Consider the following 25234-nt stretch of genomic DNA (forward strand, 5'->3'; position numbering starts at 1 on the left):
CCATGACCACGCAACCGAAAGAAAACTACGTACATGAGTTCTTCCGCATCTTCTTCGCCAACCGCCAGTTGGTGAAACGGGTGTTCCTGGTGTTCGCGGTGATCGCCGTGCTGTTGCCGCTGGTGCTCAAGCAGAGCTACGACATCACCGCCGAAGTCATCGTGCAGTCCAAGAAGCTTTCGCAGAGCGACACCACCTCGGCGCTCAGCCAGCAGGCCGACCAGTTCATCCCGCCGTCGCTGGCCGACATGGAGACCGAGAGCAACATCCTGCGCTCGCCGACCCTGATCCGCCAGACCATCGGCGAGCTGCGCAAGGAAGGCCACTATCCGGACGAGCCCGGCCTGCTGCGGCGCACCGTGATCGACCCGCTGCGCCACGCGGTGATCGAGCCCCTGCACCGACTGTTCGGCAACAGCGTGGCGGACGATCGCGACACCCAGCTCGATACCCTCACCGACCAGGCGGTCAAGGACCTCAAGGTCGAGACCCTGCCCGGCTCCAACGTGATCTCCATCACCTACAGCGCCGACGATGCCAAGCTGGGCACGCTGTTCGTCAGCCGCCTGCTGGAGAACTTCCTGGCCAACCGCCAGGACCTGCAATCCAACGAACTGCCCGAGGCCTTCTACGAGCAGAAGAAGCTGCATTACCAGGCCCGCCTGGGCGACCTGGAAAGCCAGCGCCTGGGCCTGCTGACCGCCATCGGCTCGTCGGATCCCAAGGAGGAGATCACCTTCCGCCTCAACGCCATCAACACCGAAGAGCAGGCGCTCAACCTGCAACGTGACCGCCAGCTGCAGAACCAGAAGTGGCTGGACTACCTGCAGAGCAGCCTGGCCGCGGCCAACAAGGCGAAGATGGCCGACTACGCCTTCCCCTACACCTTCACCACCACGGTCGACAACGTCGCCTTCGAGGACCGCGAGATCAAGCAGCTCGGCGAGCAGCTGACCACCCAGCTGGCCCGTTACAACGGTGACGCCACGGTGTTCCAGCCAGGCTCCGACCAGATGGTGATGGCTCGCCAGCAGATCGCCCAGTTGCGCGCGCAGTTCCTCAAGATCGTCGAGAACCGCATCCGTGAACGCCAGCAGGACCTGGCCGTGACCCAGCAGGTGATCGAGCAGAAGACCCAGCGCATCGCCGACTACAGCAAGCGCATCCTTCAGTTGCGCGAGACCCAGAGCAAGACCCGCCAGCTGGACACCGAGATCGATGCCCTGCACAAGGCCTTCTCCACCTACGCCCAGCGCTACGAGGAAAGCCGTGGCCAGGGCCTGCTCGATGGCAGCCAGTCCAACGCGCGCATCCTCAGCGCACCCTACGAGCCCACCGCGGCGAGCTTCCCGAAACCCGGCCTGATCATTCCGTTCGGCCTGGTCACCGGCCTGCTGCTGGCGATTGCCGTGGTCTACGTCAGGGAGTTCTTCGACCACCGCTTCAAGCATCCGGCGCAGATCAGCCACGAACTGGGCCTGCCCGTACTGCTGGTGATCAACGACCAGTCCCCTGCGCTGCCCAACCCGCACAAGAGCTGGTCGCTGCCACGCCTGTGGCACTGGGTGCGCAATTGAACGCCGCGCTGCACGCCGGCCGGCCGATCCTGCACCTGCTGAGCAGCGGCGGGTTCTACGGCGCCGAGCGCATGCTCCTGGACCACTGCCAGGCGACCCCTGGGCGGCATCGGGTGCTGTTTCTCGATGCCCCGGCCGAACTGGTGGCGCGCTTTCGCGAGGCGGGTGTCGAGTGCGACACCTGCCGGGGCCTGGGGGCGGTGCTCAAGGTGCTCGGCGCGCAGCGCGGCCTACGCCCACTGGTCAACAGTCATAACTTCAAGGGCCAACTGTTCGGGTGGATCGGCGCCACGCTGTGGCGCCTGCCGATGGTCAGCACCCAGCATGGCTTTACCCCGCGCAGCCGCAAGCAACGCTTCTACACCTGGCTGAGCCTGCAGCTGTGCCGTACGCCGACGGTGGACACGGTGGTGTGCGTGGCCGAGAGCATCGCCCGCATCCACCGCGATGCCGGGGTGCCAGCGGCCAAGCTGCAGGTGATACCCAACGGGCTGCCCGAGATCTGTGAAGCGCAGGCAAAGGATGGCGTGGGAGCGCTACAGCCAGGCGGCGCCCCCTGGCTCGCCGCCTACGTCGGGCGGTTGTCCAGCGAAAAAGGCCCCGACCTGTTCCTCGATACGCTGATCCCGGTGTGTCAGCGCCAACCGCGGGTCCACGCCGTGATGCTTGGCGAAGGCCCTGAGCGCGAAGCCCTGCAACAACGCATAGATGCCGCCGGCCTCAGCGAGCGCATCACCCTGCCGGGCTTCCAGCGCGACATGCGTGGCTGGATGAAACGCCTGGATGCCCTGGTCATCAGCTCGCGCACCGAAGGCACGCCGATGATCCTGCTCGAGGCCATGCAGGATGGTGTGCCGGTGGTGGCCTTCGGTGTCGGCGGCATCCCCGACGTGATCGAGCACGGCCACAACGGCCTGCTCGCCCGTCCCTTGGCCACGGCTGAGCTGGGCGAGCATCTCGAAGCGCTGTTGCAAGACCCTGAGCAAGCCGACGAACTGGTTGCCCGGGCGCGCCAGACCCAACGTCAACGCTACCACCTGCCGACCCTGGCACAACGCTGGGCCCAGGTGTACCGGGGCACGGCCGAGGAGGTTGTCGCATGATCATTCCCCTGTCGCTGGTGGCCCTGGTGGCCTTGCTGAGCCTGGGTCTGCTGGCCAGCCCCTACCCGTTCCTGGCGCCCGGCGGGGTGATCGGCCTGGCCGGCGTGCTGGTGCTGTACCGCAAGCCGGCCTGGGGCCTGCTGGCAATCGCCACCCTGGTGCCGCTGGAGGGGCTGCTCAAGGACGGTCTAGTGTCCGGCGCCAAGCTGGTGGGCATCGGCCTGGTGCTGATCCTCAGCCTGCAACTGGCAGTGCGCCAAATCCCCGGCGAGCGCCTGCGCAGCAATCAATGGCGCCTGCTGCTGCCGTTCATGGCCCTGTACCTGCTGAGCCTGTGGGCCAGCGACGACCTGGCCCTGTCGGGCGGGCACCTGCGTGAGCTGCTGGTGGGCCTGGTGGTATTCGTCATTACCTTGCTGGTCGGTCGCGACCTCAACCTGCCGCTGCTGGCGCGGCTGGTCACCGTCAGCGTGTGCGTTACCTGCCTGTTCGCGATCTTCTCCACCAAATACCAGGAGCAGGGCCGCGCCTCGGCCATGCTCGACCCCAACGCCTTCGCCCTGCTGATTACCATCGCCATGCCCCTGGGACTGTGGCTGGCGATCAAGGCGCGGCAGATCCCGGTCAAGCTGTTCTGGGCCGGTTGCTGCCTGTTGCTGCTGGTGGGCATGACCAAGACCGAATCGCGCTCGGGGCTGGTGGTGCTGCTGATCAGCCTGGGCATCGTGCTCTATAACTACCGCGAACAGCTGACGCGCATCCGCCCGCGCCACCTGGGCTTCGCCATGCTCGGCCTGGCCATCGTCCTGCCCCTGGGCATCGCCTTGATGCCCGCCGGCTACGCCGAGCGCATCCAGTCGCTGATGCTGCTCAAGTCCGGGGTCAACGCGCACCAGGACGAGTCCCTGGGGCGGCGCGCCTCCTACCTGGTGGTGGGCAAGGAGATGATCAGCCACAGCCCGCTGCTCGGCACCGGGCCCGGCACTTTCCCGCTGCATTACGCCGATACTGGCTTCTCCAAAGCCTTCGCCCCGGTCAACAGCAAGACCACCGACCTCTACCGCCGCGCCCACAACACCTACCTGGAACTGTTCAGCGAAGTCGGCCTGCCGGCAGGGCTGCTGTTCGTCGGCATGATCGTGCTGGCCCTGCGCAATTTCTGGCGGGCGCGCGCCGCCTTCCGCGCGGCCGGCGACCCGGACCGCGCCGACCTGATGACCCACCTGACCATGAGCATGCTCGCCATCGGCCTGTTCCTGATGTTCCTCAGCGCCCCGAGCCACAAGTACCTGTGGCTGATGCTGGCGCTGTCCAGCGTGCTGCTCGGCCAGGCACGTGAGCAGCAGCCGGTGGAGGTGGCCCGATGAGCCGGGTGAGTATCGTCATCCCGATGTTCAACGAAGCCCGCCATATCGGCCGCACCCTCGACGCCGCCCGGCGCTCGGCAAGCGCGGCGGGTCTGGCCTGCGAGCTGATCGTGGTGGACAACGGCTCCAGCGACGACGGCCCGGCGATCGCCCGCGCTCACGGCGCCCAGGTGCTGAACGTGCCGGGCGTGGCCATCGGCGCCCTGCGCAATGCCGGCGTACACGCCAGCCAAGGCGACTGGCTGGCCTTCCTCGATGCCGACATCGAAGTCCCGGAACACTGGCTGGACCTGCTGCTGGACCTGCAGCGCCGTGGCGAAGGCGATGTCTTCGCCCTGGACTGCGACACCCCGCGCCACGCGCCGTGGTTCGCCCAGGCCTGGCAACGGCGCACCTTGCGCACCGGCCAGACAGTGCAGGACTGCACCTGGCTGCCCACCCCCAACCTGTTGATGCGGCGCAGCTGGTTCGAGCAGGTCGGCGGCTTCGACGAGCGCCTGCGCACCGGCGAGGACAAGGACTTCACCTTGCGCCTGCATGAAGCCGGTGCGCGCCTTCGCGTGCTGCGCGAACCGGCGGTGCTGCACTGGGGCTATGAAGCCAACTGGCGCGAATGGCTGGGCAAGGAGATGTGGCGCCAGGGCAGCCACCTGCAATTGCTGCGCAGCCATGGCGTGAGCCTGCGCCTGCTGCGGTTCCCGATGCTCTCGGTGGGCGCCTGGGTGCTGGACGCCATGGCCCTGTCGGCGCTGCTCGACGGTTTCCCGCATGTCGCCCTGTTCTTCCTGCTGGTCAGCGCCCTGCCCGCGCTGCTCCTGAGCCTGCGCCAGAGCCGCAGGCACCGCGACCCGCTGCTCACGCTGCAGCTCTGGGGCCTGCACTGGCTGCGCCTGCACCTGGCCGGCGCGGCCTTCATCCTCAGCCTGTTCAACCGCACCGCAAGGAGGCCCGCCCGTGGCTGAGTTCATTTTCTGGCTATGCCTGCTGCTGCCGCTATATGCCTGGGTCGGCTATCCCCTGCTGCTGACCCTGGCCGCGCCGTTCTTTGCCCGTCGCACGCATTCACCATTGCCGCCCCAGCGGGTGAGCGTGGTGATTGCCGCGCACAACGAAGAGCGCCATATCGAAGCCAAGCTTGCCAGCGTGCTCGGCCAGGACTACGCAGCCGCCGAGCTGCAGGTGGTGGTGGCCAGCGACGGCTCCAGCGACCGCACCGTGGCCTTGGCCCGCAGCCTGGGCGACCCACGGGTGCAGGTGCTGGACCTGCCACGCCTGGGCAAGGCAGGTGCGTTGAACAGTGCCGTGCAAGTATGCACGGGCGACCTGCTGGTGTTCACCGACGCCGACAACCAGTGGTCGACCGACACTCTCGGCCTGCTGCTGGCGCCCTTCGCCGATGCGCAGGTCGGCGGCACCGCCGGGCATATGATCATCCCCGACCCAGGCAAGGGCCTGAGCATCGGCGACAGCCTGTACCGCCACTACGAAGCCTGGGTGCGCAAGGTGGAGAACCGCACCGGCTGCATGGTCTCGGCCGATGGCGCCCTGCTGGCCCTGCGCCGGCCGCTGTACCAGCCGATCCCGAAACAGGTCAACGACGACTTCTTCATCAGCACCTGCGCGCCGGCCGCAGGCCTGCGCATCGTCTATGTGCCCGAGGCGGTAGTGCTCGACCAGGGTGTGGACGAGGCCGACAAGCAGTTCCGCCGCCGCCAGCGCGTCACCGTCGGCGGCCTGCTGAGCCTGGCCGCCCGCCGCGAGCTACTCAACCCGGCGCGCCACGGCCTGTACGCCATCGCCCTGATCAGCCACAAGCTGATCCGCCGCCTGGCCCCGGTGCTGCTGCTGCCGCTGCTGCTGGCCAACCTGTGGCTGGCCGCCGAGCCCGGTTTCTACCGCCTGACCCTGGCCCTGCAACTGCTCGGCTACGCCGCCGCCATCGCCGGCCTGCTCGACGCCCGTCGGCGCTTGCCGCGCCCGTTCCGCCTGGCCGCCTTCGTGCTGGTCACCCTCGCCGGCATGAGCGTGGGCCTGTGGCAGTTCCTGCGCGGGCACAGCTACAGCCAATGGAACCCCGACCAGAATCGATGAGCGACGGACATGCCGATCAAGACCCATATCAAGCAGGCCAGCGGCTGGTTCTATTTCAATTCGCCACGCGGACGCGCCGAGCTGCGTGGCGCCGGGGTGATCCTCATGCTGCACCGGGTGCTGGCCGATGACGCCAGCGCCGCGCTGCCCCACCGCAACGAACTGTGCGTTGGCCCCCGGGCCTTCGAAGGCTTGCTGCGCTGGCTGCCCCGGCATTTCGATTGCGTCAGCCTCATGGACCTGCTGCAGAGCCACGAGGAGCCCCGCGGCGACAGCCGCCCCAAGGTCGCCCTGACCTTCGACGACGGCTGGCGCGACAACGCCGTCAACGCCTTCCCCCTGCTGCAGCGCCACCAGGTGCCGGCGAGCATCTTCCTGTCCACCGACTACATCGGCAGCCGCCAGCGCTTCTGGTGGGAAAGCGTCGGCGAGACCTTGTGGGGCAGCCATGGCGAAGAGGCCCGGCGGCAACTGATCGAACGCCTGCGCAAACTAGGTCGGCCATTGCCGGCGGCCTACTTCATGCACGACCACAGCAAGGCCCGCAGCCTGGTGCTGGCGCGCTACCTGCAGACCCTCAAGAGCCTCAGCCCCCAGGCCCTGCACGTACTGACCGATGCCTGCCCGACGGAATCGCTGCCCCAGGCCATGGACTGGCAGCAGGTGCGCGCCCTGGAGGACTCCGGCCTGGTGCGCTTCGGCCCGCATGGCGCCAGCCATGCCCTGCTGCCCTACCTGGACGACCATCGCCTCAAAGAAGAACTGACCCGCAGCCATGCGGCACTCAACGAAGGCTGCCGCGCTCCGCTGCCGGTGTACTGCTACCCCAACGGCGACCACGACGAACGCGTGCGCACCCAGGTCGCCGCGCATCGTTATCCCTACGCCCTGAGCACCCGCCCGGGCATCTGCAAGGGCCACGACGACCCGCTGGCCCTGCCGCGCATCGGCGTCAGCCAGCGCAATGCCAGCCGGCCCTCGCTGCTGGCCTGGCGCATCAGTCGCGGAGACCGCTGATGAATCGCAACAGCTACCTGCGCCACCTGGCGCTGAGCATGGGCACCAAGCTTGCGATGATCGCCCTGCGCCTGCTGCGCAACGTACTGCTGGCGCGCATCCTCGGGCCCAGCGAGCGCGGCCTGTTCGCCCTGCTCAGCACCCTGCCCGACCTGATCAGCGCCGCCACCAGCGGCGGCCTCAACAGCGCGGTCGGCTACCAGGCGGCCAAGCAGCGCGACATGGGCCTGCTGCTGACCCAGGTGCTGGTCTACGGTTGCCTGCTGGCCGGCGTGCTGACCCTGGCCTGCGTGTTCCTGGTGCGCGAGTTCGGCGCCGACCTCGAGGTCACCGTGCAACTGGGCCTGCTGGCCTGGCTGTTGCTGCTGGCGGTGCCGATGACCGTGCTCAAGAGCGGCCTGCTGACCCTGCACAACGCCAGCGGCGGCGTCGGCGCCTTCAACGTCCTGCGCCTGACCGAGTCGCTGGCGCCGCTGCTGCTGTTCCTCGGGTTGTTCTGGATGTGGCGCGACGAAGCGCTGGAGGCGGCGCTGATCAGTTGGCTGTGCGGCATCGCCCTAGTCCTGGCGCTGGGCTTGTGGTGGCTGCGCCGCCAGCACCCGCTGGCCCTGCGCTGGGACCGTGGTGGCCAGCGCGAGCTGCTCAGCTACAGCGCCAAGAGCCACCCCGACCTGTTATTCCAGCAGTTGATCCTGCGCTCGGACTACCTGTTCATAGGCGCCCTGCTCGGCAGCACCGCCCTGGGCCACTACGCCATGGCCAGCGCCGCCGCCGAACTGCTGCTGATCGTCCCCGAGGCGGTGACCACGCCACTGATGAAACGCCTGCTGCAGCAGGATGCCGGCATGGAACGCATCACCCCCCTGGCCTTGCGCCTGACCGCCACGGTGATGCTCGGCGCCTGCCTGGGCATGGCGCTGATCGGCCACTGGCTGATCGTCACCCTGTTCGGCGCCGAGTATGCCGCGGCCTATCCGGCCCTGCTGGCGCTGCTGCCGGGCCTGCTGGGGCTTTGCTACGCCAGCATCCTGCGCCTGGACCTGCTGGGCAAGAATCGCCCCGGCACGGTGTCGCTGATGATGGGCGCCGGTGCTGCGCTGAACCTGGTGCTCAACATCTTGCTCATTCCGGCCTGGGGCATCGTCGGCGCGGCTGCGGCCTCGTCCATCGCCTACCTGGCGGTCACCGTGGCCATGCTGGTGCTGTACTGCCGCCTCAGCGGCGTGCCGCTGGGCCAGACCCTGGTCATCCTGCCCGCCGACCTGGCGCCGCTGCGCCAGATGCTGCAACGGCGGGCGGCATGAAGGCGGCCTTGTTGTGCGGCGCGCTCCTGGCCCAGGGCGCCTTCGCCGCGCCTGTGCAGTGGGGGGATATCCGCGATGGCAGCCTGTACCTGCTGCCGGCCCGCGCCGATGAACTGCGTATCCAGTGGCAACCCGCCTGGCAGGCCGATGCCAATGCCGAGCGCCTGTACCTGCTGGACGGCAACGGCCGCCTGGCCGGCGAACGGCGGATCGAAGCCGCGCAGGTGCGCGGCGAGCAACGCTGGCCGTTGGCAGCGGGCGGCGGTGCTTATCGCCTGGAGGTGCCCGGCTACAGCTTCCGAGACTATCGCGTCCAGCACGACGGCAGCACCCGTGCGCTGTTCGCCCCGGCCAAGGTGCATTTCAGCGCTGAAGTCGGGCCTGGTGTCACCCTGTATTTCCAGGTCAAGGCCGGCGAGCAGGCGGTATTGGCCGGCAAGCACCACGGCGGCGTGCATGGCCTGTTCGCCGAACGCCTCAGCGATGGCCGGCGCATCCAGCTGCCGCTCAAGCCCTACCGCGCCTACTGGCGCTTCGATCAACAGGCGCTGCCCGCCAGCAGCCGCGACGAGACCTGGCGCCTGGGCCTGCAGGGCAGCGGCAAGGCAGCGTTCTGGCTCGACGGCAGCGCCAACCTGTTCGCCCAACGCGCCGCAGACCTGGGCGAACTGCCGCAACTGCCGGGCCAGGTAACCCTTGCCGTGGCTGACAAGGTGCTTGGCCCCACGCCACGGCTGGGCGTGGCCCTGCCCTACGTGCTGCCACCGGCCTCGAGCTTCGCCGCGCTGGACGCCCTGCGCCCCCAGGCCGCCGGCTTCTACAGTTTCGTCGACGTCCTGCAACGCCAGCCGGACTTCGAGAACGCCTGGCGCAAGCTCTATCAGGAGCGCTTCGGCATTCTCCAGGACATCACCCTGCTGGCCGGCAGCGCCCGGGTCGCCGACCTCAGGAGCGACCGCACCAGCGCGGACGGGCTCGACGCCTGGCTCGAGGCGACCAAGGCGCTCGGCGGCAAAGGCACCCATTACCTGGCCTTCGCCGACGAACCGAATCTCAACTACCGCGACTACGCCAGCTACCGCGATTTCTTCCAGGCCATGGCCAAGCGCGTGCGCGACTACCCCGGCGCCCGCGAGGCCGGCGTGCGCATCGCCATGCCGGCCTCCTCGCGCCTGCTCGGCGGGCCTTTCAGCGACGATGGCAAGCAGCGCCGCGGCATCGACTGGGCGCGGCGCCTGCTGGCCGAGCAAGGCGCGCAGATCGACGCATTGGCCTGGCACGAATGGATGGTCCGCGACCTGCTCGCCACCCGCAGCTACCGCGACAGCGTGCGCCAGGCCGCCGAGCTGGTGGGCCTCGACGCTCAGGGCCGGCCACGCAAGGCATTGCTCCTGGACCAGACCAACCTGTCCAGCGGCTCGAGTCTCAGCCCCTACGAACAGAACACTCACTACGCCGGCCTGTGGTGGACCTCGGTGGTGATCAACGCCGCCAGCGACGGCCTGCTCGACATGCTCAACTGGTTCCACGTCGCCGACGAGCCCGAATGGCCCAAGGGCATGCTGCGCGATGCCGGCGGCCAGCGCTACGAACTCAAGCCGGTGGGCCTGGCCCAGCAGTTCATCCAGCGCCACTGGCTGGACCAGGTGCTGGCCCTGGACAACGACGCGTTCGAGGTCGATGCCCTGGCCATGGCCCGCCAGCGCCAGCGCAGCCTGCTGGGAGTGAACAAGGCCGAGCGCCTGCAGCAGGTGGCGCTGACGCTGGGCAACTGCCCCGTCGGCCAGCTCGAGCTGTTCGGCCCCGACAACCAGAGCCGCCACGCCAGCTTCAGTTGCACGGACGGCCAGATCCACTTTCAACTGCCAGGGCAGACCGTATTCGCCCTGACCTGGAGCGCGTCATGAGACGCACCTCGATCAGCCATGCCCAGGAGGCACCATGACTGCATTCACCAAGATCCAGGACCGCATCAAGCGCAAGGGACTGCGTGACACCTTCGGTAGCGCCTGGCGGCACTACGTCTTCTATCATTGGGAACTGCTGTGGATGGAACGCGACCTGGTCAGCCCGGTGCCGCCGCACCGCCTGAAGCCCTATGCCCCGTTGCGGGTGGAAACCATCACCGTACACAACGTGCAAGCCTTCGCCCGCCACTTCGGCGACCGGGTCGAGACCATGCGCGAACTGGCCGCCGAGGGCCATACCGGGCTGATGTTCGTCGACGACGCCAACGACGCCGTGGCGTTCATCTGGGGCAGCAGCCGCCATTACCACGACCGTCACTACTACGGTTGCTGGTTCCCGGTCGGGCCGGGGGAGTTCTTCGAGTTCGGCGGCGAGCTGATCCGCAAGTATTGGGGCACCGAGCTGTCGGTGGATCTGCAACTGGCACTGTGGAAGGCCATGGCCGCCCAAGGTTGTACCAAGGTGGTGGACGTCTGCGAACAGCACAACATCCCAGCGCTCAAGCTGCACCTGCGCATGGGCTATCAGGAGCAAGGACGGATCATGAACGTGTACTGCCTGTTTGGCCGCTGGAAGTTCTTCCGCGAAAGCCGCTACAGCGCCTCGCGTCTGGAGCCGTTACGCAAGCCTGAGGCTGCGGCCTCCTCGGCCACGGCGGGTTGAGCTCATGGGCCTGCAACTGAAGTGGTGCGCCTCGCTGCGCGCCGGCGACTTCCCCGCCGCCGACTACGAGGCGCTGCGCAAGCGCCTGCCCGGCAGCACGCCCTTCAACCACCTCGGCTGGCTGCGCGCCGCCGAGGCTGCCTTGCCGCCAGGCCAGCATCTACAGGTGCTGCTCGGTTACCAGGACGAGCGCCTGTGCCTGTGCCTGCCGCTGATACGCGCCCGCGAACCCTTCGGCCCGCTGTTCGCCCCGGTGGTGCGCCACCTGGGGTACCCGCTGAGCGACCGTATCGCCCTGCTCATCGATCTGCCGGCGCTGTATGCCGACCAGGTCCTGCAGGCCATCCGCAAGCGCTTGCCCCATGCCCTGCTGCAACTCAACGAAGTACCGGACAACGCCGAGCACGATGGCTGGCTGCGCCAGTGGGCCGGCGCCAGCTCCACCTGGCAGCAGCGCCTGACCTGCCGGGTGCCGGTACACCGCATCAACGAGCAGGACCGCCAGGAAGTCAGCGGCGACCCACGCTACAAGCTGCGCCGCGCGCGCAAACGCATCAAGGCCTGCGGTGCCAGCGTGCGCCGGGTCGTCGCCACTCCCGAGAACATGGGCGAACTGCTCGACGCCATCAGCGCCGTCGAGGCGGCCAGTTGGAAAGGCGACGACGAAGTCGGCATCTTCTCCGGCCCCCAGCGCCGTCCTTGGATGTACCAGGCCTTCACCGCCCTGGCCAGCGAAGGCCTGGTGTGCCTGGTGCTGCTGGAACTGGACGGGCGCTGCATCAGTTACCGCCTGGGCCTGCTGGAACGTGGCCGGATCTACGACTACAACCTCGCCTTCGTCCCCGAACACCGCGACCTGGGCAGCGGCCGCGTGTTGCTCGAGGAATGGATTCACTGGGGCCTGGACGAAGACTGGAAGTGGATCGACGCCTCGCGGGTCAGCCTGGACAACTCCAGCCACCAGTTGCACGAGCGCATGACTGGCCAGGTTGAACAGTGGCGCCTGAGCAGCTACAGCTGGCGCCCCGACGGCGTGCTGCTGGGGCTGGCGCTACGCTGCTGGCACTGGCTCAAGCCACGCCTGCGCAGGCGTTCGCCGCGCCAGGAAGCCGATATTGTCGCCCCCACCCCGCCACAGGAGCGCCCGGATGCCATCCCAGGTCATAGTCAACGCTGACGATTTCGGCCTCAGTGCCCACACCAACGCGGTCATCCTGCATGCCTTCCAGGCCGGGCTGATCAGCTCGGCCACGGCCATGGCCAACATGCCGGCTTTCGCCACCGCCTGCATGCTGGCCCAGCAACCGGCGCTCAAGGGACGGGTGGGGTTGCACTTCAACCTCACCTACGGCCGCCCACTGAGCCAAGCGATCCTCGCCGAGCCACGCTTCTGCACGCCCCATGGCGAGTTCGACCTGCGCCTGAAGCAACGCACCCTGCGCCTGTCGCGCCGCGAGCGAGCCGCGGTGGAGACGGAGCTGGAGGCGCAGTGGAAGCGTTGCCTGGACAACGGCCTGATGCCCAGCCACCTGGATTCGCACCAGCACGTGCATAACATCTGGCCGGTGGGCGTCATCGTCGCCCGCTTCGCCCGCACCCAGGGGGTGCCGATCCGCCTGGCGCGCAATGTGGGGCACAACATCGGGCCGGCCAAGCGGGTGTTCAAGACCTTGCTCAACCGCCGCCTGCGCCAGCTCGCCGGAAGCACCGCCGACTTCGTCTGCACCCCGGCCGATCTCAAGGCCGGGTTGGCCCCCGCACACGGCGTACTGGAGGTAGTAGCCCATCCCAGCGCGCTGGGCGGGCACGACTTCGGCGATGCCTACCTGGCCAGCGGCGAATCACTGCTGGCGTTGGTCGAGCAGCGCCTGGGGCAAGTGCCGCGGGTGGGGTATGCAAGCCTGGGGATGCAGGAGGAGATGAGTTGATGGCCGCTGGGTGTTCGACGTTAGAAGTGCTGCGCCTGTGAAACTGAGCGCCGCCCACGCGGCGCATCGCGGATAAATCCGCTCCTACATCTGTTGCAACGTGGCCATGCCTGATAGGCCATGGTTGTTAGCCTTGTTTGCACGACGCGGTTTTTCGGTGGGCATTGCTGGCGCCCCACCTTTCTCAAGCCCTGCGCCAAGGCTGGCAACCATGGCCTGACAGGTTCGGTACGTTGCAACGAATGTAGGAGCGGATTTATCCGCGATGCGCCGCGCGGGCGGCGCTCGATCTGATAGGCGCCAAACCTGTATCGACGGACATATCACTAACGCCCCGGCGGCCGATGCCGACGCTCGTGGTTCTCGGCCAGCCAGCCGCGCAACGCCTCGGCCGGCATCGGCCGCCCGAGCAGGAAGCCCTGCCCCTGGTCGCAACCGGCGTGGCGCAGGAAGTCGTACTGCTCCTGGGTCTCGATGCCTTCGGCGGTGATGCGAAACCCCAGGGCATGCCCGAGGTCGATGATCGCCCTGGCGATGGCCACCGCGTCGTCGTCGCCGGGCAAGTCCTTGATGAAGGCCCGGTCGATCTTCAAATGGTCGATCGGCAGCGCGCGCAGGTAGGCCAGTGACGAATAGCCGGTGCCGAAGTCGTCCACCGCCGTGGCCACGCCCATGGCCTGCAACTGCGCCAGCACCGCACAGGCCTGCTGCTGGCTCTCCATCAACAGGCTCTCGGTGATTTCCACTTCCAGCAGATTGGCTGGCAGGCCATGGCGCTCCAGCGCCGAGGCAAGGCTGGTCACGTAATCGCTGCGCTCGATCTGCAACGCCGCGACGTTGATCGCCAACGGCCCGGGCAGACCATCACAGGCACGCCATTCGGCCAACTGAGCGCAGGCAAGCTCCAGCACCCGCTCGCCGAGAGGGATGATCAGCCCGGTGCGCTCGGCCAGGGGAATGAATTCACCCGGCGACACCAAGCCATGCTCTGGGTCGCGCCAGCGCAGCAAAGCCTCGACGCCCTCCAGCTGCCCGCTGAACAGGTCGACCTTGGGCTGATACCAGAGCTCGAACTCGTTGTGCTCCAGTGCCCGACGCAGGTTGCGCTCCAGCTCCAGGCGCTGCTGCAGGCGCTCGGTCATGTCCGGGTGATAGGGCCGCCAGGCATCGCGCCCGGCCTCCTTGGCGGCATACATGGCGGTGTCGGCATGGCGCAGCAGGCTGTCGGCATCCTCGCCATGCTGCGGACACCAGGCCAGACCGATGCTGCCGGTGACCAGGGCGGCGTTGCCGTTGAGATCGAACGGCCGCTGCAGGCATCGCAACAAGGCACGGACTTGATGATTCACCTGCCCCTGCGCGCCCTGCAGCATGAACACGAACTCGTCGCCACCCAGGCGGCAGAGCCGGTCCTGGCTGTCCAGCTCCTGCAGGAAGCGTGCGGTTGCCTGCTGCAGCAACAGGTCGCCCATCGGGTGTCCCAGGCTGTCGTTGACCTGCTTGAAACCGTCGATGTCGAGCATCAGCACCGCCAGGCCATGGCCCTGTAGGATCGCAGCGCTCAGTTGCTGCTGGAACAGGATGCGATTGGGCAGCCCGGTGATGGTGTCATAGTGGGCCAGGCGCTCGAGCTGCGCCTGGTAGCGCTGCAGCTCGCGATTGCGTTGCTCGAGCAGGCGCTGCTTGCGATTGAGCTGTGCGACGAACAGGCTGAATACGCCCGTGCAGCTCAAGGCGAACAGGAACAGCGGCGAGCCGAACAGGTCCAGCCCCGACCAGCCACCGCGTGGCACGGCCACCAGTTGCCAGAGGCCACCCGGCACCTCCACGGTCATCTTCACCTGGGGCTCGTCGAACAGCCGTGGGTCGCCCCAGATCAGCGCGCCCTCGGCACCCTTGCCATCGCCGCCGCGCACGGCCAGCTCGAACTCGGTGTCCGGACGCAGCCCGGCCGTCAGCAGCAAGCGGTCGATATCGGCGACGATCGACACATTGCCCCAGTAGAACCGTACGCCGCGCTTGCCGGTGACGAACACCGGCCGCCGGTAGATCAGCGCCCGCCCGCCTTGATACAGCTGCAGCGGGCCGGCCAGCACCGGCTGGGCCTGCTCGCGCGCCGAGCGCAGCAGAGGAAACTGGTCCGGCAACTGGCGATAGTCCAGCCCGATGAGCTGTTCATTCCCGGCCATCGGGTAGACATCGCTGATCACATCCCCCGGTGCCAACGCGATATGGCGCATGTAGGGCACCGACTGCAAGGCATCGCGGGCCATGCCATGGAAGTGCGCGGGGCTGATGCCGCCGTCGGCACTGATCAGTTGGGCGATGCCTTCGGCCTCGCCGAATGCCGCGCCCAGTTGCGCTTCCAACGCACCACGCATCCCCGCCAGACGCGCCGCCAGGTTGCCCAGTTGCTCACTGCGCTCGCGCTGCGCATCGAGGTGTCCCAGAGCGACCGAAAGGCCGATACCCACCAAGGCAAGGCCGACTGGCAGCAGGCGACTCAGCGAGTGGCGCAACGTCCCGGACGGGGGGGATGTAGGTTCAGGAGAATGCTGGGGAATGATCATAGGCAGGTGATGATGGTCGACTCAGCAGTTATCGGCGCTGCGCGGCTAATATTGAGGCCTGTTTTGCCGACGCGCGACACGCCGGCGCCAGGCTGGCAATTTCCAGGCAGTCGGCGCATGCTCGCAAGCTGAAGCGTTTCATCATCCGGATTTGAGAGGTGCAGTACCCATGGACCGTCTGCTCGATTCGCTGTTTCCCACCCCCGAGGACATCCCGCAAGCCTGGCGCCTGGGCGCGCCCCTGGAGCAACGCGACTATCTGGTCAATGGTGAGCTCCGACATTGGGACGGCCCCCTGGCCACCGTGCGCAGCCCAGTCTGGCTCAAGGAAGGCGACAGCGAACGCCAGGTCATCCTCGGCAGCGCCCCGCTGCTTGACGCCGACACCGCGCTGACGGCCCTCGACGCTGCCGTCGCCGCCTACGACAAGGGCCGCGGTGCCTGGCCGAACATGCGCGTGGCCGAGCGTATCGGGCATGTCGAAGCCTTCCTGGCGCGCATGCGCGAGCAGCGCACGGCGGTGGTCAAGCTGTTGATGTGGGAGATCGGCAAGAACCTCAAGGACTCGGAGAAGGAGTTCGATCGTACCTGCGACTACATCGTCGACACTATCGAAGCACTCAAGGATCTCGACCGCCGCTCTAGCCGCTTCGAGCTCGAGCAGGGCACCCTCGGCCAGATCCGCCGGGCACCGTTGGGCGTGGCGCTGTGCATGGGCCCGTACAACTATCCGCTCAACGAGACTTTCACCACGCTGATCCCGGCGCTGATCATGGGCAACACCGTGGTGTTCAAGCCGGCCAAATTCGGTGTGCTGCTGATTCGCCCGCTGCTCGAAGCCTTCCGCGACAGCTTCCCGCCCGGGGTGATCAACGTGATCTACGGGCGTGGCCGTGAGACCGTCAGCGCGCTGATGGCCAGCGGCAAGGTCGACGTGTTCGCCTTCATCGGCACGCACAAGGCCGCCAGCGACCTGAAGAAGCTTCACCCACGCCCGCACCGCCTGCGCGCGGCGCTGGGCCTGGACGCCAAGAACCCCGGTATCGTCCTGCCCCAGGTCGACCTCGACAACGCCGTCGAGGAGGCCGTCACCGGCGCCCTGTCGTTCAACGGCCAGCGTTGCACCGCGTTGAAGATCCTGTTCGTCCACGAGGACGTGGTCGATGCATTCCTCGACAAGTTCCAGCGCAAGCTCGCCGCGCTCAAGCCCGGCATGCCCTGGGAGCCCGGCGTGGCGCTGACGCCGCTGCCGGAGCCTGGCAAGCTCGACTACCTCGACGCCCTGGTGGCCGACGCCACTGCCAAGGGCGCCCGGGTGCTCAACGAGGGCGGTGGGCAGAGCCGCGGCTCGTTCTTCTACCCTGCGCTGCTCTACCCGGTCAGCCAGGACATGCGCGTCTATCACGAGGAACAGTTCGGCCCGCTGGTGCCGGTGGTGCCCTACCGCGACCTGCAGAGCGTGATCGACTACGTGCTCGATTCCGACTACGGCCAGCAGTTGAGCCTGTTCGGCAACGACCCGCAGACCATCGGCGCGCTGGTCGATACCTTCGCCAACCAGGTCGGCCGGATCAACCTCAACGCCCAGTGCCAGCGTGGGCCGGATACCTACCCGTTCAACGGCCGCAAGAACAGCGCCGAGGGGACCTTGTCGGTGCATGACGCATTGCGCGTGTTTTCCATTCGCACCTTGGTCGCGACCAAGTTCCAGGAAGCGAACAAGGAGTTGATCAGCGAGATCATCCGTAACCGGCAGTCGAGCTTCCTGACCACCGACTACATCTTCTGAACAATTCGCCTGATCAGGGCTGCTGCGCAGCCCATCGCCGCGGTTCGTCGCCACGACAAGCCGGCTCCCACACCGACCGCGCCGCCCTCAAGCCAAGCGCCATCCCTGTGGGAGCCGGCTTGCCGGCGATGGGGCGCAACGCGGCCCGTTGTTTTTATAGAGAATCGATATAAAGCAAGTGTCGATTTTCCAGGCTCATGAGCGACTCTAATCACCAAGGTGTTGCAACCCACCCCACGTGAAAGGAGATTACGCAAATGGCAGCCAAGCCCATCCCCGAAGGCCAGCACAGCCTGACCCCGTACCTCGGCATCAAGGACGCCGCCAAGGCCATCGAGTTCTACAAGAAGGCCTTTGGCGCCGTCGAGATGTTCCGCCTCGAAGGCCCTGACGGCAGCATCGGCCATGCCGAGTTGAAAATCGGCGACTCCTCGCTGATGCTCGGCTCGCCCTGCGACATGGAGGGCGGCCTCATACCCAGCGAGACCATCGAGACTCCGGCGGTCGGCCTGCACCTGTATGTCGAGGACTGCGACAAAGTCTATGCCCAGGCCTTGCGCGCTGGCGCGACAGCAATACGCGAAGTCCAGGACCAGTTCTACGGCGACCGCAGCGGCACCCTGAAGGATCCGTTCAACAACATGTGGTTCGTCTCTACCCACAAGGAAGACCTCAGCCCCGAGGAAATCCGCGCCCGCGCCGCCAAACTGTTCGGCGGCCAGTGAGCGGCAGGCTCCAGGCTGCAAGCTTCAAGTTGAAAGCCGCCGCGCTTTGCCTGAAGCTTGAGGCTTGTAGCTTGGAGCTGCCCCTCAATGCGAATCATCGAAAAATCCGGCGCCCTGGTGCGCAGCCTGACCCCGGCAGAGGACGAACTGCTGGTGGGCTTCGCCCGCGGCACCCTCACCGGCCCGCGCCTGTTGCAGGCCAACCAATGGCTGATGAAGATACGCAGCGCCAACCAATGGCTGGCCTGCGATTGCCGCAAGGACGCCCTGCCGGTGCTCAACGTCTCGTTGAACGGCAGCACCGGCACCCTGTTCCTGCGCAACAACCCCGACACTCCCGAGCACACCCCAGGCTGCCCGTTCAGCAAGGATGAGCGCGAGGCCGGCGAACGCGCCGAGGAAAGCGTCGCCCCCGCGGCCTGGCTGGCACCGGATGCACCACTGCGCCTGCTCGGCGACTATCGCCGTGCCGCTGACGGCGAAGCGCCGGCAACGCCACGCGAGCCTGGCGAACGCCGCGAACAGCAGCGCCTGCTGTCACTGCTGCTGACCTGGATCGAGGCCAGCGGCCTGAACGTCTACGCCACCCACCTGAAGAAAGATCTCACCGCGCAGTTCGCCGACCTGCGCACCGTTGCCGGCCGCTATCCCCTGCTGGAGCGGGTACCCGCCAGCAACTACCTGGAAACCCGCCTGGACATGAAGCACATGATGATGCTCAAGGCGCGCCTGCGCGAGGCCACGGTGTTCGGCAAGCATCGCCGGCACGGCCTGTTGCTCGACTGCGTCGACCAGGTCAAGGGGCGCAAGCTGTTCAACAACCGCAGCGAGGACGGTTTCGACTTCCAGGGTCACCACCAGTACTGGGGCGGCAACCGCGCCAGCGGGCCACTGCTGGCCCTGGCGCTGTATTCGCCGGCCACCGCTGGCAGCCATTTCTACGAGCTGATCCATGTTGCCAGCGTGCCGGTGCTGTCGCGCGGGCAACTGTTCCCGGTGTACCGCGACGAAGAGCGCGAGCCGCTCAAGGCGCTGGTGTCGCTGATCGACTGGATGGCCGGCAAGGGCGTCAAGGTGCTGATGCGCCGCCCGGTGATCGGCGGCCAGGTGATGGACGAACTGGTGCTGACCTCGGACCAGGACCGGGTGCTCTCGGTGTCGTTGCTGGAGCAGCCGATCGGGCCGGAGCCGGATGCCGAGAACTTCAAGCGCTATGCCGACTTCAAGAGCCTGGACACCTTCCGCAAGTATGTGGCCGGATTCTTCATGCGCGAACGCTGAACAGGCCTCACAAGGGCCGATTTGCACGGCCCTTGTGAGAGCGGGCTTGTCCCGCGATGACGCCGGGCTAGAACGCCGCCTTGAAGATCGCCTCGATCTCCACCTGGCTGGCCACCCGTGGATTGGTCAGCCCACAGGCATCCTTCAGCGCATTGGCCGCCAGCACCGGCACATCCTCGACCTTGGCTCCCAGTTCCGCGAGCCCTGCCGGAATGCCAATGGCCGCCCCCAGGTGCTCGATGGCCGAAATCGCGGCGCTGGCCCCCTGCTCGGCGTCCAGCCCGCACACCTTCACACCCATGGCCCTGGCCACGTCACGCAGCCGTGCGGCGCTGCCCTTGGCGTTGAAACGCTGCACATGGGGCAGCAGCACCGCGTTGCACACGCCATGGGGCAAGTCGTAGAAGCCACCCAACTGGTGGGCCATGGCATGCACGTAGCCGAGCGAGGCATTATTGAACGCCATACCCGCGAGGAACTGGGCGTAGGCCATGTTCTCCCGCGCCACCAGGTCACCGCCGTCGGCGACGGCCTGGCGCAGGTTGTCGCTGATCAAGCCGATGGCCTTGAGCGCACAGGCGTCGGTGATCGGCGTGGCGGCGGTGGATACGTAGGCCTCGATGGCATGGGTCAAGGCATCCATGCCCGTGGCGGCGGTGAGCCCCTTGGGCATGTCGACCATCAACGCAGGATCGTTCACCGAGAGGATCGGGGTGACGTTGCGATCGACGATGGCCATTTTCACGTGGCGCGCCTCGTCGGTGATAATGCAGAAACGGGTCATCTCGCTGGCGGTACCCGCCGTGGTGTTGATCGCGATCAGCGGCAGCTGTGGCTTGCTCGAACGATCCACGCCCTCGTAGTCGCTGATATGTCCACCGTTGGTGGCGCACAGCGCGATGCCCTTGGCGCAGTCATGGGGAGATCCACCGCCCAGGGAGATCACGCAGTCGCAGCCCTCGCCGCGCAGCATCGCCAGGCCCGCCTCGACGTTGGCGATGCTCGGGTTGGGCTTGGCGCCGTCGAACACCCGCGAATCGATGTCGCGCATGGCCAGCATGCCGGCGATGCGCTCGGCCACGCCAGCCTTGGCCAGCCCGACGTCGGTGACGATCAGCGCCTTGCGCAGGCCATAACCGGCGATCGTCGTCATCGCCTCCTCCAGGCAGTCGATGCCCATGATGTTTACGGCGGGGATGAAAAACGTGCTGCTCATGGCCGGGTCCTCTCAAGCTGACGGTAGTTTTCAGCATCCGCCGGAATGGCCAGAGGGGCATTGATCCAGCGCAAGCCGGCCTACCCCATGAACAATCGATAAGCCGGATTCTCCGTCTCGTCCCAGTAGTCGTAACCCATCTCGTCCAAGGCCCGTGGCAACCCGGCCAGCTCGTCCTCGGGCACCTCCAGCCCGGCGAACACCCGCGCCTGCGCCGCGCCATGGTTGCGATAGTGGAACAGGCTGATGTTCCAGCGCTTGCCCAGGCGTTCGAGGAAGCCCAGCAGCGCCCCCGGACGCTCGGGGAACTCGAAGCGCAGCACACGCTCGCCGGTACCGCGCGCCGCGTGACCGCCGACGGTGTGACGCACGTGCAGCTTGGCCAGTTCGTTGTCGGTCAGGTCGAGTACCTGGTAGCCCTGCTCGCCCAGGCTCGCCAGCAACTGTTGCCGCGGATCCTGCTGCGGGTGGGTCTGCACGCCGACGAACAACCGCGCCTCCTTGCCTGGGTAGTAGCGGTAGTTGAACTCGGTGATCTGGCGCTTGCCCAGGGCCAGGCAGAAGGCGCGGAAACTGCCGGGGCGCTCGGGGATGGTCACGGCGATGATCGCCTCGCGCTGCTCGCCCAGCTCGGCGCGCTCGGCCACGTGGCGCAGGCGGTCGAAGTTGACGTTGGCGCCCGAGTCGATGGCGACCAGGGTCTGCCCTTGCAGCCCTTCACGGGCCACGTAGCGCTTGATGCCCGCCACCGCCAGGGCCCCGGAAGGCTCGGTGATCGAGCGGGTGTCGTCGTAGATGTCCTTGATCGCGGCGCACAGTTCGTCGCTGCCGACCGTTACCACCTCATCGACGAAGTGGCGGCACAGTTCGAAACAGTGCGCACCGACCTGCGCCACCGCCACGCCGTCGGCGAAGGTTCCGACCTGAGGCAGGACCACCCGTTCGCCGGCTGCCAGGGCCGCCTGCAGGCAGTTGGAGTCCTCCGGTTCGACGCCGATCACCTTGACTTCCGGGCGCAGGTACTTGACGTAGGCGGCAATCCCGGCAATCAGGCCGCCGCCGCCGACCGGGACGAAGATCGCATGCAGCGGGCCTGGGTGCTGGCGCAGGATCTCCATGGCCACGGTGCCCTGCCCGGCGATGACGTCGGGGTCATCGAACGGCGGTACGAAGGTCGCGCCGTCGCGATCGGCCAGTTGCAGGGCATGGGCCAGGGCATGGGGGAAGCTTTCGCCATGCAGCACCACATGGCCACCGCGTGAGCCCACGCCCTCAACCTTGAGCGAGGGGGTGGTGGTGGGCATGACGATGGTGGTCTTGATGCCCAGGTGCGAGCCGGCCAGGGCCACGCCCTGGGCATGGTTGCCGGCCGACGCAGTGATGACCCCACGCTCGCGCTGGGCGGCGGTCAGCCGCGCCAGGCGGGTGTAGGCGCCGCGGATCTTGAAGGAGAACGTCGGTTGCAGGTCTTCGCGCTTGAGCAGGACCGGGTTGCCCAGGCTGGCCGACAGCGCTGGCGCAGCTTGCAAGGGGGTTTCGATGGCCAGGTCGTACACTGGGGCCGAGAGAATTCGGCGCACCTGCTCGGACAGCAGTTGCTGGGGCGTTGCCGGGGTGCGAGGGGTGACGCTGAGGCTGGTCATCGATGACTCCTGGTTTTGTTGTCGTGCCCAGGAGTCAGAGAGAAGAAACCCGCCTCCAGGGCGGGTTCAGTGCATGTGTGCGCTAGCCCGCCAATCTGATAATGGCGGTAATAATGCTGAGGGCACTACGCTGCGGGAATAGGTTCATGGGCAGGGAAACTAGCGTGCGGCGTAAGAAGAAGTCAAGGCTTGGCACTACCGCCCTTGTCGGCGCCATAGAGTACCTGCCCTGTCGCAGATGACACCCAACCGCAGATACGACGAAAAAACGCACAATTGATAGTCATTCGCCATTAACTCGTTCTCGCAGACCCCCGCTCGGGGGTAGAATGCCGCAAAACCGGGAGCCGCGATGAATCAGGACCGCCACATTCCAAGCGAAGACGATGCAATTACCGACGCCGCCGCGCATTGGTGCATGCGCCTGCACGCCGACGATTGCACGGTGGCCGAGCGCGAGGCGTTCGGCCAATGGCTGGCGACCGACCCACGGCATGCCGAGGAATACCAGGCGATGCTGGAAATCTGGGACACCGCCGACCTGCTGCCGCGCAACGCCCAGGTAATTCCGCTGCCCGTGCGGCGTCCGGCACCGGCGCGGCACTGGCGCCCCTTCGCCTCCGCCGCGGCCATCGCCCTCCTGGCCCTGCCGCTGGCCGGCTGGGTCGGTTGGGAACAGGGCTGGCTGCCCAACAGCTACCAGCATTTCGAAGCCACCGACCACCTGCGGCAGGTACGCCTGAGCGACGGCAGCAGCGTCGAGCTGAACCTCAACAGCGAACTGCGTTTCCTGAACTTCAAGGACGAACGCCGCGTCACCCTGATCGAGGGCGAGGCGTTCTTCAAGGTCACCCACGACAGCAGCCACCCGTTCATCGTCCACGCCGCCAACGGCCAGACCCGGGTCACCGGCACCCAGTTCAACGTGTGGAAGTATCAGGACCAGGTCAAGGTGACGCTGGTGGAAGGCTCGGTGCTGGTCAGCAGCGGCGGCAACTCCGGTGGCTACCGCCTTGGCCCGGGCATGCAGGCCAGCTACCACAAGGGTGACTTCGAACCCGAGCTGAACCAGAGCGACGACTACGCCAACAGTCTGGCCTGGCGCAGCGGCAGGCTGGTGCTGGACAACCTCAGCCTCGGCCAGGCGCTACCGGTGATCAACCGCTACCTGGACAAGCCACTCGTGCTGGCCGACGACAGCACGGCCAGCATCCGCATCAGTGGCATCTACAGCACCCGCGAGGTCGAACGCCTGGTCGACACGCTGCCCAAGGTGCTGCCGGTGTACCTGACCCGCAGCAAGGACGGCAGTACCGTCCTCAACCGCATCGTGCCGGCGCCGACTCGCGGCTGAATCCGCGATCTGGGGCCGCCCTGCGGCCCATCGCCGGCAAGCCGGCTCCCACAGGCGATCACATGCCCCTGTGGGAGCCAGCTCGTCGTGGCGACGAACCGCGGCGAAAGGGCTGCAAAGCAGCCCCGGCGGTATCAGCTCAAACCCTGATCAAAGCGTCATCGCCGCCAACCAGCCAAACGCCAGCAGCGGCAGGTTGTAGTGGAGGAACGTCGGCACCACGGTGTCCCAGATATGGTGGTGCTGGCCATCCACGTTCAGCCCGGAGGTCGGCCCCAGGGTCGAGTCCGAAGCCGGCGAACCGGCATCGCCCAGGGCACCGGCAGTACCGACGATGCATACGGTGGCCAGCGGATCGAAGCCCAGCTGCACGCACAGCGGCACGAAGATCGCCGCCAGGATCGGCACGGTGGAGAACGACGAGCCGATGCCCATGGTCACCAGCAACCCTACCAGCAGCATCAGCAAGGCGCCGATGCCCTTGCTGTGGTCGATCCACTGCGCCGACGTCTCCACCAGGCTCTTGACCTCGCCGGTGGCCTTCATCACTTCGGCGAACCCCGAGGCGGCGATCATGATGAAGCCGATCATCGCCATCATCTTCATGCCTTCGGTGAACAGGTCGTCGGTATCCTTCCAGCGCACGATGCCCGACAGCGAGAAGATCAGGAAGCCGACCATCGCGCCGATGATCATCGAGTCCAGCCACAGCTGGATGATGAACGCCGCGGCGATCGCCACCCCGGCCACCAGCAGGGTCACCGGGTTGTACTGCACGCTGACCTGCTCGACCTGCTCGATGCGCGCCAGGTCGTAGTCACGCTTCTTGCGGTAGCTGAAGAACACCGCCAGCAACAGGCCGGCGAGCATGCCCGCGGCGGGGATGGCCATGGCGTGGGTGACATTGACCCCGCTCACGTCGACGCCGGCGCGGGCGACGTTGGCCAGCAGGATCTCGTTGAGGAAGATGTTGCCGAAGCCCACCGGCAGGAACATGTACGGGGTGATCAGGCCGAAGGTGATCACACAGGCGATCAGCCGGCGGTCGATGCGCAGGCGGGTCAGCACGTACAGCAGCGGCGGCACCAGCAACGGGATGAAGGCGATGTGGATCGGCAGGATGTTCTGCGACGACACCGCTACCACCAGCATCAGGCCGACCAGCAGCCACTTGATCTTGCCGCCGTCGGCATGCCCCTGGCGATCGATCATCGCCAGCGCCCGGTCGGCCAGGGCATGGGCCAGGCCGGACTTGGCGATGGCCACCGCGAAGGCGCCAAGCAAGGCATAGGACAAAGCCACCGTGGCACCGCCCCCCAGGCCACCGTTGAAGGCCTTGAGCGTACCTTCGATACCCAGCCCACCGACCAGGCCTCCGGCCAGGGCGCCGATGATTAGGGCGATGACCACATGCACGCGGGACAGGCTCAGGATCAGCATGAGCCCGACCGCGGCAATCACTGCATTCATGGTGTGCAAACCTCGTTACGACAGACAAAAAGCGGGCATTCCGGCGACAGACTGCGCGCAGGCAGTGGCCGGACCAGGGGATGTTGTTATGAAGGGCGCACACTCTGAAGCACAGACCGGCAGAAGTCAAAAGCCTCTGCCTCGCGGCCCTTTGTGGGAAATAGACGA

19 protein-coding genes are annotated in these 25234 nt (G+C 66.9%); 15 read left to right on the forward strand and 4 right to left on the reverse strand.

Going from position 1 to position 25234, the window contains the following annotated elements; genetic code table 11:
- Positions 1-2 precede the first annotated feature (2 nt).
- Genes KSS90_RS13910 through KSS90_RS13960 form a run of 11 tightly spaced genes read left to right on the forward strand, consistent with a single transcriptional unit; the run spans position 3 to position 13018 of the window.
- Positions 3-1577: a GumC family protein gene (locus KSS90_RS13910; RefSeq protein WP_217866015.1), complete on the forward strand. Its 1575-nt coding sequence runs from the start codon at positions 3-5 to the stop codon at positions 1575-1577.
- Positions 1574-2680 carry a glycosyltransferase family 4 protein gene (locus tag KSS90_RS13915; RefSeq protein WP_225933082.1) on the forward strand — a complete coding sequence of 369 codons (1107 nt, stop codon included), beginning with the start codon at positions 1574-1576 and terminating at the stop codon, positions 2678-2680. Before KSS90_RS13910 ends, KSS90_RS13915 begins: the two co-directional genes overlap by 4 nt.
- Positions 2677-4047: an O-antigen ligase family protein gene (locus KSS90_RS13920; RefSeq protein ID WP_217866016.1), complete on the forward strand. Its 1371-nt coding sequence runs from the start codon at positions 2677-2679 to the stop codon at positions 4045-4047. Before KSS90_RS13915 ends, KSS90_RS13920 begins: the two co-directional genes overlap by 4 nt.
- Positions 4044-5009: a glycosyltransferase family 2 protein gene (locus KSS90_RS13925; protein ID WP_217866017.1), complete on the forward strand. Its 966-nt coding sequence runs from the start codon at positions 4044-4046 to the stop codon at positions 5007-5009. The genes KSS90_RS13920 and KSS90_RS13925 overlap by 4 nt, the downstream gene beginning before the upstream one ends.
- Entirely contained in the window at positions 5002-6138 is a 1137-nt protein-coding gene (locus KSS90_RS13930; protein WP_217866018.1) for a glycosyltransferase, read from the forward strand. The genes KSS90_RS13925 and KSS90_RS13930 overlap by 8 nt, the downstream gene beginning before the upstream one ends.
- 9 nt (positions 6139-6147) lie before the next feature.
- Positions 6148-7155: a polysaccharide deacetylase family protein gene (locus KSS90_RS13935; RefSeq protein ID WP_217866019.1), complete on the forward strand. Its 1008-nt coding sequence runs from the start codon at positions 6148-6150 to the stop codon at positions 7153-7155.
- A complete protein-coding gene (locus KSS90_RS13940; protein ID WP_217866020.1) occupies positions 7155-8459 on the forward strand; it encodes an oligosaccharide flippase family protein in 1305 nt (434 codons plus the stop codon). Before KSS90_RS13935 ends, KSS90_RS13940 begins: the two co-directional genes overlap by 1 nt.
- Positions 8456-10366, forward strand: a complete 1911-nt coding sequence (locus tag KSS90_RS13945; RefSeq protein ID WP_217866021.1) for a hypothetical protein — start codon at positions 8456-8458, stop codon at positions 10364-10366. Before KSS90_RS13940 ends, KSS90_RS13945 begins: the two co-directional genes overlap by 4 nt.
- A gap of 34 nt (positions 10367-10400) precedes the next feature.
- The gene (locus KSS90_RS13950) at positions 10401-11090 is read left to right on the forward strand and encodes a GNAT family N-acetyltransferase (protein ID WP_217866022.1); all 690 of its coding nucleotides are present in this window, start codon (positions 10401-10403) and stop codon (positions 11088-11090) included.
- Positions 11091-11094: 4 nt separating this feature from the next.
- Entirely contained in the window at positions 11095-12267 is a 1173-nt protein-coding gene (locus KSS90_RS13955; protein WP_217866023.1) for a GNAT family N-acetyltransferase, read from the forward strand.
- Positions 12239-13018 (forward strand): ChbG/HpnK family deacetylase, encoded by a 780-nt coding sequence (locus tag KSS90_RS13960; RefSeq protein WP_217866024.1) that lies wholly within the window; start codon positions 12239-12241, stop codon positions 13016-13018. The genes KSS90_RS13955 and KSS90_RS13960 overlap by 29 nt, the downstream gene beginning before the upstream one ends.
- A gap of 326 nt (positions 13019-13344) precedes the next feature.
- Here the strand turns inward: KSS90_RS13960 and KSS90_RS13965 are convergent, their stop codons facing one another.
- The gene (locus KSS90_RS13965) at positions 13345-15588 is read right to left on the reverse strand and encodes a putative bifunctional diguanylate cyclase/phosphodiesterase (protein WP_437180033.1); all 2244 of its coding nucleotides are present in this window, start codon (positions 15586-15588) and stop codon (positions 13345-13347) included.
- 169 nt (positions 15589-15757) lie between these two features.
- On the opposite strand from KSS90_RS13965, the gene KSS90_RS13970 reads away from it, so the two are divergent.
- From KSS90_RS13970 to KSS90_RS13980, 3 genes are all read left to right on the forward strand, one after another.
- The gene (locus tag KSS90_RS13970; protein WP_217866025.1) at positions 15758-17377 is read left to right on the forward strand and encodes an NADP-dependent glyceraldehyde-3-phosphate dehydrogenase; all 1620 of its coding nucleotides are present in this window, start codon (positions 15758-15760) and stop codon (positions 17375-17377) included.
- Positions 17378-17634: 257 nt separating this feature from the next.
- On the forward strand, positions 17635-18102 hold the full coding sequence (locus tag KSS90_RS13975; protein WP_217866026.1) for a VOC family protein: 468 nt from the start codon (positions 17635-17637) through the stop codon (positions 18100-18102).
- Between the two features lie 87 nt (positions 18103-18189).
- Positions 18190-19383 carry a DUF8534 domain-containing protein gene (locus KSS90_RS13980; protein WP_217866027.1) on the forward strand — a complete coding sequence of 398 codons (1194 nt, stop codon included), beginning with the start codon at positions 18190-18192 and terminating at the stop codon, positions 19381-19383.
- A 67-nt stretch (positions 19384-19450) separates the two neighbouring features.
- On the opposite strand, the gene yiaY is transcribed toward KSS90_RS13980, so the two are convergent.
- Positions 19451-20599: an L-threonine dehydrogenase gene (gene yiaY, locus KSS90_RS13985; RefSeq protein ID WP_217866028.1), complete on the reverse strand. Its 1149-nt coding sequence runs from the start codon at positions 20597-20599 to the stop codon at positions 19451-19453.
- 80 nt (positions 20600-20679) lie between these two features.
- Positions 20680-22242, reverse strand: coding sequence for a threonine ammonia-lyase, biosynthetic (ilvA, locus tag KSS90_RS13990; RefSeq protein ID WP_217866029.1), 1563 nt, complete (start codon positions 22240-22242; stop codon positions 20680-20682).
- Between the two features lie 352 nt (positions 22243-22594).
- On the opposite strand from ilvA, the gene KSS90_RS13995 reads away from it, so the two are divergent.
- The gene (locus KSS90_RS13995) at positions 22595-23596 is read left to right on the forward strand and encodes a FecR family protein (protein WP_217866030.1); all 1002 of its coding nucleotides are present in this window, start codon (positions 22595-22597) and stop codon (positions 23594-23596) included.
- 150 nt (positions 23597-23746) lie between these two features.
- On the opposite strand, the gene KSS90_RS14000 is transcribed toward KSS90_RS13995, so the two are convergent.
- Positions 23747-25066 carry a Na+/H+ antiporter family protein gene (locus KSS90_RS14000; protein ID WP_217866031.1) on the reverse strand — a complete coding sequence of 440 codons (1320 nt, stop codon included), beginning with the start codon at positions 25064-25066 and terminating at the stop codon, positions 23747-23749.
- Positions 25067-25234: the final 168 nt, after the last annotated feature.

The organism is Pseudomonas maumuensis (genome assembly GCF_019139675.1).
Classification (GTDB): Bacteria; Pseudomonadota; Gammaproteobacteria; order Pseudomonadales; family Pseudomonadaceae; genus Aquipseudomonas; species Aquipseudomonas maumuensis.

Coding starts and splice junctions, on each gene's coding strand:
- KSS90_RS13920 (WP_217866016.1), top strand. CDS start 2,677: ATGATCATTCCCCTGTCGCTGGTGGCCCTGGTGGCCTTGCTGAGCCTG.
- yiaY (WP_217866028.1), bottom strand. CDS start 20,599: ATGAGCAGCACGTTTTTCATCCCCGCCGTAAACATCATGGGCATCGAC.
- KSS90_RS14000 (WP_217866031.1), bottom strand. CDS start 25,066: ATGAATGCAGTGATTGCCGCGGTCGGGCTCATGCTGATCCTGAGCCTG.
- KSS90_RS13925 (WP_217866017.1), top strand. CDS start 4,044: ATGAGCCGGGTGAGTATCGTCATCCCGATGTTCAACGAAGCCCGCCAT.
- KSS90_RS13980 (WP_217866027.1), top strand. CDS start 18,190: ATGCGAATCATCGAAAAATCCGGCGCCCTGGTGCGCAGCCTGACCCCG.
- KSS90_RS13910 (WP_217866015.1), top strand. CDS start 3: ATGACCACGCAACCGAAAGAAAACTACGTACATGAGTTCTTCCGCATC.
- KSS90_RS13970 (WP_217866025.1), top strand. CDS start 15,758: ATGGACCGTCTGCTCGATTCGCTGTTTCCCACCCCCGAGGACATCCCG.
- KSS90_RS13940 (WP_217866020.1), top strand. CDS start 7,155: ATGAATCGCAACAGCTACCTGCGCCACCTGGCGCTGAGCATGGGCACC.
- KSS90_RS13995 (WP_217866030.1), top strand. CDS start 22,595: ATGAATCAGGACCGCCACATTCCAAGCGAAGACGATGCAATTACCGAC.
- KSS90_RS13950 (WP_217866022.1), top strand. CDS start 10,401: ATGACTGCATTCACCAAGATCCAGGACCGCATCAAGCGCAAGGGACTG.
- KSS90_RS13965 (WP_437180033.1), bottom strand. CDS start 15,588: ATGATCATTCCCCAGCATTCTCCTGAACCTACATCCCCCCCGTCCGGG.
- ilvA (WP_217866029.1), bottom strand. CDS start 22,242: ATGACCAGCCTCAGCGTCACCCCTCGCACCCCGGCAACGCCCCAGCAA.
- KSS90_RS13945 (WP_217866021.1), top strand. CDS start 8,456: ATGAAGGCGGCCTTGTTGTGCGGCGCGCTCCTGGCCCAGGGCGCCTTC.
- KSS90_RS13935 (WP_217866019.1), top strand. CDS start 6,148: ATGCCGATCAAGACCCATATCAAGCAGGCCAGCGGCTGGTTCTATTTC.
- KSS90_RS13960 (WP_217866024.1), top strand. CDS start 12,239: ATGCCATCCCAGGTCATAGTCAACGCTGACGATTTCGGCCTCAGTGCC.
- KSS90_RS13975 (WP_217866026.1), top strand. CDS start 17,635: ATGGCAGCCAAGCCCATCCCCGAAGGCCAGCACAGCCTGACCCCGTAC.
- KSS90_RS13955 (WP_217866023.1), top strand. CDS start 11,095: ATGGGCCTGCAACTGAAGTGGTGCGCCTCGCTGCGCGCCGGCGACTTC.